Annotated in this window: 8 protein-coding genes; 1 reads left to right on the forward strand and 7 read right to left on the reverse strand. The window is 46.3% G+C overall.

Going from position 1 to position 12,059, the window contains the following annotated elements; genetic code table 11:
• The coding region (locus RMO27_RS08260) for an MFS transporter (RefSeq protein ID WP_309731204.1) at window positions 1–1,096 on the reverse strand (1,096 nt) is incomplete at its 3' end.
• A 74-nt stretch (window positions 1,097–1,170) separates the two neighbouring features.
• A complete protein-coding gene (locus RMO27_RS08265; RefSeq protein ID WP_309731207.1) occupies window positions 1,171–1,416 on the reverse strand; it encodes a hypothetical protein in 246 nt (81 codons plus the stop codon).
• A gap of 285 nt (window positions 1,417–1,701) precedes the next feature.
• Between RMO27_RS08265 and RMO27_RS08270 the strand changes: the two genes are divergently transcribed.
• Window positions 1,702–3,063 (forward strand): NAD(P)/FAD-dependent oxidoreductase, encoded by a 1,362-nt coding sequence (locus RMO27_RS08270; RefSeq protein WP_309731209.1) that lies wholly within the window; start codon window positions 1,702–1,704, stop codon window positions 3,061–3,063.
• A gap of 37 nt (window positions 3,064–3,100) precedes the next feature.
• Here RMO27_RS08270 and RMO27_RS08275 read toward each other — a convergent pair whose 3' ends face one another.
• The 5 genes from RMO27_RS08275 to RMO27_RS08295 form a co-directional block, all read right to left on the reverse strand.
• Window positions 3,101–4,600, reverse strand: a complete 1,500-nt coding sequence (locus RMO27_RS08275; RefSeq protein WP_309731211.1) for a serine/threonine-protein kinase — start codon at window positions 4,598–4,600, stop codon at window positions 3,101–3,103.
• A gap of 25 nt (window positions 4,601–4,625) precedes the next feature.
• Window positions 4,626–6,551, reverse strand: coding sequence for a protein kinase domain-containing protein (locus RMO27_RS08280; protein WP_309731213.1), 1,926 nt, complete (start codon window positions 6,549–6,551; stop codon window positions 4,626–4,628).
• A gap of 100 nt (window positions 6,552–6,651) precedes the next feature.
• A complete protein-coding gene (locus tag RMO27_RS08285) occupies window positions 6,652–9,006 on the reverse strand; it encodes a tetratricopeptide repeat protein (RefSeq protein WP_309731215.1) in 2,355 nt (784 codons plus the stop codon).
• Window positions 9,007–9,318: 312 nt separating this feature from the next.
• Complete coding sequence (mtnA, locus tag RMO27_RS08290) at window positions 9,319–10,362, reverse strand: S-methyl-5-thioribose-1-phosphate isomerase (protein ID WP_309731217.1); 1,044 nt, start codon at window positions 10,360–10,362, stop codon at window positions 9,319–9,321.
• A 168-nt stretch (window positions 10,363–10,530) separates the two neighbouring features.
• Window positions 10,531–11,916 carry a serine/threonine-protein kinase gene (locus tag RMO27_RS08295; RefSeq protein WP_309731219.1) on the reverse strand — a complete coding sequence of 462 codons (1,386 nt, stop codon included), beginning with the start codon at window positions 11,914–11,916 and terminating at the stop codon, window positions 10,531–10,533.
• Between the last annotated feature and the right edge of the window lie 143 nt (window positions 11,917–12,059).

Raw genomic sequence — 12,059 nt, forward strand, 5'->3', positions numbered from 1 at the left:
AACCAGCGATGACCGCAAAGACATACATTAGAGTAGTTTGACCGGGTTGGAGCGTAAATAGACCCATTTGGGCAACGATCCAGAATCCCGTGCCGATAAAATAGACAACTTTTTTGCCCACCTTTTGGCTGATGGCATTCCACACCGACAACATCACCAAAGCCGTCCCCTGAACGGCTAAAATTACCAGGGGCGAATCCTGCTGTTTTAAGCCCATATAACTGACGACAAAATACGGAATAATCGCCGCAGTCAGTTGGAGGCTAAACCACGAACAGAGATAAATTCCCACCACGAGTAGAAAGGGACGATTGTTAAATAACAGGCGTAATTGCTCCCGCAGGGGAATCGATACTGGCTCCAATTCGGCTGGATGTCTGTCTGCGACGGCTTTAGCGCGGCGGATCGTACCAAATACGCACCAAAACAACGGCAGTACTGACAGCACGGCACAAATTATGCCGATCGTGAGATATTGGGTGGCAGGATCTTGAAGTTGTTGAAAGATCGCACGCGCAATCAGCAGCGCAACGATACTACCCCCCAGCGAAAATGTAAACCGAAACGTACTCAAACTGGTACGTTCGTTGTAATCTTCTGTAAGTTCGGCAGTCAGCGCAGTATAGGGCAAATTTACGACCGTAAAAAAGGTATTAAATAAAATTGAAATTAACGTATAAAAAGCAAATAAGCCCAGTTGATTGGTTTCGGGAAATGGCACGATCCATTGCAATGCAAAAAACAGCCCAAATGGAATTGCCCCCCACAACATCCACGGATAACGCCTTCCCCACCGTTTGCGGATCTTATCGCTAAAAATCTGTCCGCGATCGCTCAATACCCCCACCATCGGATCGTTAACTGCATCCCAAACCTTGCCGACTAGTTGGCTTTGTCCCGCCAATCCTGGGGATAGATGCGCGACATCGGTGAGAAACGGCGATAGATAGGATAAGAGCAAAATCGACGTAATCGCCGCTCCAACATCTCCCGCTCCATAGGCGAGTTTGGTAGCAAAATTTATTTTACAGATCGCTGGTAATGGCGATGCTTTGTCAGCAGAAGAGTCACCAACTTCGGGTGGGAAATCAGTCATATTGAGGGGAGAAAGGAAAAATCTGACATCATCATATACATAGATTTGGTGGCAGATGGCTTCCCATTCCTGGTTTATGCTAGTGCGCTCGATCTCGCTAACATACTCGATCGCTGCCACCGATAAAGCTTGCAGGATGAGAGCAGGACGATTTCTAGCAAGACGATAGGAGCTTCGATCGCCCCTTGAGAATTGACTTCTTCCCTGATGCCAAAATACTTAGACGGTGGCAAGTATGAGATGATATGTGCGTGGGAATAGAAGGCAAGATTAGTCTTAAACTCTTGAAAAACTTGCTTTCTTCGGTTCCAATCGCTCATCTCCCAATTGGCAACTTGAAAAGTTTTTTGTCCACCATTCGAGCATTTTTTTGACCGCTCGCGTGTAGCTTTTCTCTACTATATCTCTCAAAGTCTCCCTCCGCTAAGATCCTTTCCCTGCTTGGGCTTTAGACTTAACGTAGCAAGTCAGGTGACCTAACTTGTCCTGGGGTGAATATGAAGTACACTAAGTATAAATACTCATGATTTTAGGCGTTGGATCCACCCATCGCTTAAGTTCGTGGCTATAATGAGCAACTAAGATTGAATTGAGGAAACCCGATCGTGACCAATCAAGTCGAGCACCAGTCACCGCATCATGTCGTTATCGTTGGTGGCGGTTTTGGCGGACTACACGCAGCATTATCATTGGGCGATCCGTCCGTCCGGGTGACGCTGATCGACAAACGTAATTTTCATCTATTTCAGCCCCTCCTTTATCAAGTAGCGACGGGTGGGTTATCGCCTGCAGATATTTCCTCGCCATTACGATCGATCCTCAATAAGCAACCAAATACTAAAGTGCTAATGGGCGAGGTGCGTGATATCGATCCGCACGGACAGAAAATCACCTTAAACAAGGGCGAAATTACTTACGATACGCTGATTGTCGCCACAGGTGTCAGTCATCATTACTTTGGGAACGACCAATGGGCACCGACGGCTCCAGGTTTGAAAACGGTGGAAGATGCGCTAGAGATGCGCCGCCGGATTTTCATGGCGTTTGAAGCGGCAGAAAAAGAAACCGATCTCGAAAAACGTCGCGCGTGGTTGACATTTGTAATCGTTGGTGGCGGCCCGACTGGGGTAGAATTGGCAGGCGCGATCGCGGAATTAGCTTATAGCACGCTCAAAAAAGATTTCCGTAATATCGATACGTCCGAAGCAAAGATTATTCTCGTTGAAGGTTTGGATCGAGTATTGCCCCCCTACCCTCCCGAACTCTCCGCCAAAGCCGAAGCATCCCTAGTTGAATTGGGCGTGAAGGTGCAGACAAAAGCCTTGGTGACAAATATCGAAGATGATACAGTGACCATTCGTCAGGGCGAGAATAGCGAGACGGTAGCCGCGCGGACGATCTTATGGGCAGCCGGAGTCAAAGCTTCGGCAATGGGCAAGATTTTAGCAGATCATACTGGTGCCGAACTCGATCGGGTGGGGCGTGTAATGGTCGAGTCTGATTTAAGCGTTAAAGACAATCCTCAAATTTTTGTTATTGGCGATTTGGCTAACTTTACCAAGCCTGATGGCAAGCCTTTGCCAGGTGTAGCACCTGTTGCCACTCAAGAAGGCAAATATGTCGCTGACCTTATTATCAAGCGAATCAATGGTCAGACGATGCCTGCATTTGAATATTATGATGCTGGCAGTTTATCTGTCATTGGTAGACATTCAGCGGTGGCTGATTTCGGTAAGATCAAATTGTCGGGCTTTTTGGCTTGGTTGATTTGGGTGTTCGTCCATATTTATTATTTGATTGAATTTGACAGTAAATTGGTGGTCTTTATTCAGTGGACGTGGAGTTATTTCACTCGCAAACGTGGGGCGAGATTGATTACTGGTGATGAATCACTCGGTCAAATCGGCGTTGACGATCGTGGAGATTATTTTGTTACACCCAAAGCCGAGGTCAATGTCAAAGTATAGATTCGCTCGGGCAAAGTGTAACTAATACAACGAATAATTAATTATTAGTTTTCAGTAGATCTAATCGTTCTCGATAGATTTGTTGGCGACGTAATGCTCGATCGACAAAAATAGTCAATTCACTTACTAACCACTGATTTTCAGCAGCATCTAATAGTAATCCGAGCGCGTACTGTCGATCTGCTAATTCGATTCCGGTCATACCAATTAAGGTGTATCGTTGTAACCACCTAAATAATGGTGAGAATAGACTTGGTTTACCAATAAATTTGATGCTAACTCGCGATCGATCGAATGGTAAGACTGAGAGTTTTTTATGCGTCCGATAGATATCGATTTGGTCGAGATTAGTAGTTGCTTTATAAACTAAATGCCCGAATAACCAGCGTTTGAGTTGTAAGCGATTGCCGGATATCTCTAGTTGCCCGCGTGCAAAGTTGCCATAGACATTGTACGCTAGCATTCCTAATGCTCCGGCTGTATATGTCAATCCAAAGATTGCAAATAGAAACAACCGAAAGGGATCGATTTTCAGCGATACTGTCGCGATCGCATAAATAGCGATCGCGAGGATAAAATTGAGCAGTGCTGCTACCAAACACAATTGCTGACTGCCAGTCGTCCGTAGTTTTACTGCTGGTAAATTAATTTTGAGTTCGGTTTCATCGGCAATTAGTCGAATCGGACTTTCATTCGGTTTACGCGGGCGATTGTTGGCAACTAGCGGCGGGAGTTTTTGCAATCCTTGCAATACGGCGAGGGCTTCTGCCGCTGTTGTAAATCGCTGTTCGACTGTCGGTTCGAGCATTCGATCGAGCCAATCGGCAAATTGACGCGGTAATTTGAGCGTGGATTTAAAGTTGATTTTAAGTTGTTTTTGCGGCAATTTACTTGGATCTTCCCGCGTTAGCAAAAACAATAAAGTTGTTGCCAATCCATATAAATCAGTAGATAAAAATGCCTGTCCGCGAAATTGTTCGGGAGCCATATAACCATAGGTACCGACGACAGTGCTGCCTCCAGTAACTGTTTGGTGATAGGTGTCTTGAACTGCCCCAAAATCTACGAGCGAGATTTTACCATCCGCACTTTTAATCAAATTTTGGGGCTTAATATCGCGGTGAATTACTGGGGGGCTGAGATGGTGGAGATAAGTGAGAATTTCTAAGATCTGTACGGCAATCTGTTCGACTTCGGCAACTTCTGGTTGCCACCCACGATCGATCAGTACCGATAATGGTGTTCCTGGTGCTAAAGATTGGACGATATGAAACTCCCGATCGCGATCGGTATCGATCTGGAAGTAGTCTAAATATTTGGGAATGCACGGATGATTTAGTTGGGCTAAGATCTTCGCCTCACGCTCGAATAACTCGATCGCTTTCCAATCTTGAGCGCGCCGCAATGACATAACTTTAATTGCTACAGTCCGATCGGTTTCGAGATCTTTGGCTGCATAAGTAGTCGCAATCCCACCTTTGCCTAATGTGTCGATGATTTCATAGCGATCGTTGAGAGTTTTTGCGACTTGGAGCATCTTGATGGTGTGGGCTAAGTTGAATTTAGTTCGATCGACGATCTGAATTGAGATCGATGCCAGTAGAGTCGAAGAATGGTAATAGTTGATATGGTGTACTGTACTGATTCATATCGATCCCATATCGATCGAATCCTTTAGAAGCAATTAGTTTACCCACTGTGTCGATTTTATCGCCCTTACTATAGTAAGTTCGATCCCATCGTCGATAGTTCTGTCGATCTTTAATTCGATCGTTGAGATTGCAAGATATATCAGATTTTGCACCTGCTTGGATCAGATAGACAATTGCTTGTTTGGAAATAGCATTATTAGCTTGATCGAAACTCACATAGCTCGATAATTTATAACTATAGGGCATCAAATCTCGAACGATCGCGGTATGTAATGGCGTACAACCCAAGCTATCTTGGATATTTGGATCGACACCGCGATCGAGTAACAGTTTGACGATGGCACCATCTGGATGAACGCTAGCTAAATGTAAAAATGATATTTTATTATCATCTGGATACATACGATTGGGATTGAATCCACGTTTGAGTAGCAGCTCTAGAATTGCAATCTGATTATGCTGTACGGCATAATAAGCAATGCCATTAACATAATTATCTTCGATTTGTTTCTTGCTTTTTAGATATTTTTCTTCATTTTGTTGTTGTAAAGATGCTTTGTTTGGATCGTAAATTTGCTTGAGTCGGTTATCTTCATCTCCCTTGTTACTTTGAATAGTTTTGAGTTTTTCTGATTCTGCGTCGATGAGATTAGCCGCATCGCTAGTGTCTGCACCGCGTTCGATCAGCATTTTTACGATGTCAGGCAGATCTTTATTCATCGCATGATAGATCAGCGATCGATTATTAGCATCTTTAGCATTCACATCGAATCCCCGATCGAGATATGTTTGCATCTGTGATAGATTGGGGCGATCGGATATCACTTGAAATGGTTCTGTCGGCACGAAACCCGCTAGTCCCAACCAATAGTATTTATAGCGATCGAATAATCCAAATAGCAGTATCAAACAAGTCAATCCAGTAATGCCGATTAACGTCCGATCGAGTTTACTGAATGTCGGTTTCGATTTCGATTTGGGTGGCGTTTTGAGGACTTCTAAAGCCTTAGTTGATGAACTAAACCGATTGCCAACATCTGGCTCTAACATCCGTTCCAACCAGTCGGCAAAACTACTCGATACCTGTAATCGATCGCGAAAATTTAAACGCAATCCATCTTGAGGAATCTCCGCAGGCGATCGATGAGTAAGTAGATGTAAAATCGTCGCCCCCAAACCATATAAATCTGTCGCGGGTACCGCTTGTCCGCGAAATTGTTCGGGAGCCATATAGCCGTAGGTACCGACGACAGTACTGCCACGTAGAAAGGTATCGTGATAAGTTTGCTGTACCGCCCCAAAATCGACGAGAAAGATCTGGCCATCCTCAGTTTTGAGAATATTACTCGGCTTGAGATCGCGATGGACGATCGGCGGATAATGGCGGTGGAGATAGATTAAGATTTCCAGGATTTGGATCGCAATCGTTTTGACTTCGGCTTCCGATCCCCGCCAACCACCACGCATCCACTCCAACAGATTTTTGCCTGGAGCTAATTCTTGGACGATATAAAAATAACGATCGCCATCGAGATCGGTCGTAAAATAGTCGATGTATTTGGGAATGCCCTCGCGATCGAGCGTACTGAGGACTTGGGCTTCGCGCTCGAATAATTCGATCGCCTTCCAGTCATCGATCTGATGGAGCGACAAAGCTTTGAGAGCGACTAATTGTTGAGTGGTGGTATCGAGTGCGCGGTAAGTCACACCGCTGCCACCTTCTCCCAAGACACCCAGAATGTCATAACGCAACGCCTCACTGGTATCGGGGCGCGCGACAACTTGGGCGGGATGGGCGATCGATGATTTCACAGGCGCAATAACTGGAGTACTCAACAGGTTTAGAGTACCCAGATCGTACCGCTCGATCGTCAGCACATTGCCAAGATCGTTAATCTATCGCCCCGTCCCGAACTCCCAACTCGCTACTCCCAAACTAATTCCGACTAGTCAACCGATCGAGAATCTGCAAAATATACTGATAAGTCTTACTATCGCCCCGATCGAGATAGAGATTGGCAGCCTGATGATAATCGCTAATTGCGCCAGTGCGATCGCCGATCGACTCGGACACCTTCGCCCGTTGATAATAAGCAGGCGCATAGTTCGGATCGAGTGCAATCGCGTGACTAAAATCTGCACTCGCAGCGGAGAGTTCGCCCAAACTCTGATAACTACAGCCTCGGCGATAATAGGCATTGAGATAATCGGGATTGAGCGCGATGGCTCGTTGATATTCTGCCAGTGCATATTGGTGTTCGCCATCGCTGGCTAAGAGCCAGCCGCGCTGGTAATAAGCCGCACTAAATGCCGGATCTAACCCGATGGCGCGATCGAGATCGTCCAATGCGCCAGAAACATCGCCGATTTCACTACGGGTAATCGCCCGATTGTAATGAGCGTTGAGATGATTGGGATCGAAACAGATCGTGTGTGTATAATCGGCGATCGCCCCATGATGATCGCCCAAATATTTACGAGCATTCCCACGATGGTAATAGGCATGAAGATATTGCCGATCGAGGGCGATGGTTTGAGTATAGTTATCGATCGCGGCTTGATGATTGCCGATTTGTCGATAGCAAATCCCCCGATTGTAGTGAGCGATGACCAAATTGGGATCGAGTTCGATCGCTAGATCGTAGTCAGCCAAAGCTAGCTCGATTTCGTCCCGAATCCGATAAACATTGGCGCGATTGCTATAAGCAACCGCAAAGTTGGGATCGAAGACGATCGCTTGAGAGTATTGGGCGATCGCCTCTGAATACTTGCCCATCTGACAATAATTATTGCCGAGATTGTTGTAGGCACTCACAAAATCCGGCTGGAGTTCGATCGCTTTTTGATAATCGGCAACCGCTGCGGCAAACTGACCGTGTTGGGTATAAATAATCGCCCGGTTATTGTAAGCAATCGCCGATCGGGAGTCGATCTTCAATACCTGACTAAAATCTGCCAGGGCACGCTCTAACTCGCCTAAATATTGATATAAATTGCCCCGATTATTGTATGCCAACAATAAGCGCGGATTCATCTTGATCGCGATACTATAATCAGCGATCGCGGCTTGAGGATCGTTCAATTGAGCTTTGGCGGTACCCCGCATCACATACTCGATCGCACTTGTCGAGTGAGCGAGTAAGTTTTTGCCCAGCTCAAAATCAGCATGGGGATCGAGCGATGATGGCGCGCCAAAACAGACTGCCAGTCCGCGCCCGATATAAGCCACCCCACAATCGGGATCGAGTCCGATCGCCATCTGAAAATCAGCCTCAGAACTAGCATAATCTCCTAAAAACCGGAGTGCATTGCCTCGCCCACAATAGGCATCCACACAGTTAGGATCGAGTCCTAGTGCCTGCTCGTATGCCGCGATCGCCGCTCGACAATTACCGACAGCGTAGAGTTCCGTTCCCCGATCGATCGCTAGCTTAACCTCTCTGGCAATCTCCGTCCGCTGCTGTACCCCCGCATGCCGATGGACGAGCAGTTTGGGGATCGCACTCACTACCGCTTGCCAAGCGGCGGCTATTGATGGATATGCCAGCGCGGGTTCGGTCGCCAACAATCGATCGACGATCTCGATTAGTTCGGGTCGTTGGCGAATCCTCTCCAGTGGAGCATCGATCTGGGTTTCTAACTGTTGCCATTGAGCGATCTGGCTAGTTGTCAGCGGGAGATTGGCACCTGTAGCCGCTGCGATCGCGATTTCGCCTACTAATGACAGGTTGTCTCCAGTTGTCTGCATCGAGCTGGCGATCTCAATTGCTAGTGGTAGATTTAGCAGGACAAGTTTGCCATCAAGCTGGCGGCGAATGATATTAGTAATTGAGATCCGCTCGGGTGTCATGTCACACCGTTCGATATCACGCAGGACTTCCAGCAAATCAGCCAGGAGCATGACTACTTGCGACAGAGTCCGGGCTGGTAGATCGTGAGGAGAATTATTACTGTTAACCCCAGCCGCTAATTCTTGTGATAAGGGCATTCCCGCCACAAACTCTCTGACAATGTAAAAAAATCGTTCCTGGGCGAAATAACTGTAAATTATCGGCAATCGCTCGACTTTGCGGCTGAGATCGTAGAGACTCTGAGCCTTACTAATTGCTTGTTTCCACTCAGGACTATCGGAGTTGGCATCGGGCAATTCATATTGATGAACCACGCATTTGAGTTGGAGATTACCTGGAACTTGCAGGTCGATAGCTAGATATGTAGTGACCGATCCGTGGTGCCCCAATTGTTCCAGGATTTGATAACGCTGTTGAAGCGTAGATCCGATCGGATTCACTATGCGTACGCTCTCATCACTCACTTGCAAGTTATCCAAAGTATGCCGCCGATCGATTACCAATTATGTTTATCTTGACACATCGATTAGCCGATCTCCTCGACCAAAGATTCGACAAACTGCTGGAATAAATTAAGTCATTTCTTGCTTGACAATAGTCAACTTACTTTTATTTTATGAGAATTGGTCGAATTTTGACACGGGGATTGCGCACCAGCCGAGTCCAGCGATACAAATTGCCCCCAAACCAAATCAATAAGTCCACAGCGGCAAATCTGGATACTGGAAATCGAGGTCGCGGGGATAGTTTGATTACATAGTTTGGATATTCGCGACCTCTGCTGGTGCAAATGCCCCAAACTCAGTAATAATTGCTTGAATCAAATGGGCTGGTGTGACGTCAAAAGCCGGATTGTAGAATTCAACACCGGGCGGACAGACGATCGTTTCGCCGATTTGGTACAGCTCGGACGGATGCCGCTCCTCGATCGGAATTAGACTCCCATCGCTAAGACTAAAATCGATCGTCGATCGTGGTGCCGCCACAAAGAACGGAATATTGTGCGCTTTAGCTACCAAAGCGAGACTATAAGTACCGATTTTATTAGCAGCATCGCCATTCGCCGCAATCCGATCTGCTCCGACTACCACCGCATCGATTAAACCCTGTTTCATACAGTGTGCGGCCATACTATCGCCAATCACCGTCACCGGAATCCCTTCTTGAACGCATTCCCAGCTAGTCAATCTCGCCCCTTGCAATCGCGGCCGCGTCTCATCAGCGTACAACCGTGCCAATCGTCCCTGCGTCCAGGCCGAACGTACTACCCCCAACGCGGTACCATAACCAGCAGTCGCCAAGGCACCAGCATTGCAATGTGTCAACAAACATAACTTCTCAGGACTACTCGGTAAAACCTTCAACCCATGCGCGCCGATCGCTTGGCAAGTTGCGATATCATCAGCATTAATCTGTTGCGCGGCTACTAGCAATTGCGGCATGATTTCGGCAACACTCCCCACGCAATTACGTGCTGTCGCCTCCATCCGATCGATCGCCCAAAATAAGTTTACCGCCGTCGGACGAGTAGCTCTAAGTGTTTTACCAATCTCAGTAAGTTGGATCAAAAACTCAGCTTTGTCTGTCGTCGGAATATCTCTGGCACCCAAATACATCCCATACGCCGCCGCCACCCCGATTGCCGGCGCACCTCTAACGATCATCGTCGAGATCGCTCGTGCCATATCTTCCACCCGACTAATTTCGACATGAGTATACTCATTCGGCAGCCGATTTTGATCGATTAGCAAAACGCGATCGGTTTGCCAGCGGACGGGATAGACGGGAGTATTCATAAAAAATTAGTCAGGTCGAGTAGTTTTAGACCCAAATTTTATCATCGAAGCTGGGGTCGCGATCGATATGCAACTCGATCGATGATTGTTTAATCTAAGTTAACTGATCCAATCGCCCCTACTCGCGCTGCCTGACTTTGACTATTAAATTCACATTGATTTCATCAGTTATCTACGGACTGGCAAATCCAAGTATTCACTTAATTCCGCAAGCAACCATTCACATTCAGCTTCACTGTGACTGTAAATTCGATACTCTCTTGTACCAGCAAAAATGACAATCTCTTTGGGCACTAATTTTTTATGCTTGCCCTCTGGTTGAGGTTTAAAATCATAATAGCTGAGACGATCGATATTCGATCGCAGACTAGTAGGAGTCTGCTCACCAAGCCGAAAATCGCCTATTTGCCGATGAGCACTAATCTGGTTTTTGTCAATTTTTAGATGTAACTTACCAAAGAAATAATAGGCAAAGTTATACAAAAATGGCGTAAATGGTAAAAACTGATAGCATAATGAGAAAGCGATTAGGTAACTTCCCGTTATACTCATGAGAATTAAGCTCAAAATCGATCCAAAAATGGGTGCGACAAATATACTTAATAACAACGCAATTCCCCAGCCAATCGGGTAACGGCGATCGGGAATGACGATCTCGATCTGATCTGCCTGTTTAGCGATCGCAATCTCACTGCCATAAGGTTTTTCTCTCACCACAAGATCGCGATCGTCTAATCTTGCTAGTGCTAATTTTGCTGCTGTGACATCGGGAAAACGTTTCTTCAGACTGATTTCCGTCAGCGTTTCGATCCACCGTCGCCAGCTTTTGCTCAGATTATTAACTGGTAGCTGAATTTTGCCATCATCTTCAGGCAAATCGGCAGGATGTACACCCGCGATCGTATAAATCAAAGTTGCACCCAAACTATAAAGATCGGAAGCTGGGACGGTTTTGCCACCGAATTGCTCCATCGGCATATATCCATAAGTGCCGACGATCGTCATCGTGCCGCCATCCTTGGCAGCCACATTTTGCACCGAACCAAAATCGACGAGATAGACATCGCCGATACTATTGCCCGATCGATTGGTAAGTAGGATATTACTAGGTTTAATATCTCGATGAATCACTGGTGGTTGGAGTGAGTGCAAATAATCGAGAATATCTAACATCGATACCGCAAATTCTTGCAATTCGCTCTCAGTAAACCGTCTGCCCGAACGCACCACTTCTTCGAGCGATCGCGCATCGATATAAGTTTGCACGAGCGCAAACCCTTTTAAATTTGGTAAGTCAAATTCAAAATAATCTAGATAGCGGGGAATCGCTGGCAGATCGAGATGTTTGAGGGTTTCGGCTTCGCGCTCGAATAATTTGAGATCGTCCCAAATAAACTCATTATTAAAAATCAGTAATTTGATAACAACTGGCAATTCTGTCTGGAGATCGATCGCCAAAAATGTGCGTCTGCCAGTCTTTTGCCCCAACTGTTTGTCGATCTGATAGCGATCGCATAAAACTTGCCCGATAAATTCTGCTGCTGGATTTTGCATAAATTCTGATCGACATGCGCTCTTTCCACTATAACAATCGATCGCCGAAAATTTAATCGATCGACCGAGCATCAAGTTGGATCTTGACATTTGACATGACTGATCGCATGTATCCAGCCCACAAAAATTTATTGACGATCCAC

Source organism: Chamaesiphon sp. OTE_75_metabat_556, assembly GCF_031378165.1.
Taxonomy (GTDB): Bacteria; Cyanobacteriota; Cyanobacteriia; order Cyanobacteriales; family Chamaesiphonaceae; genus Chamaesiphon.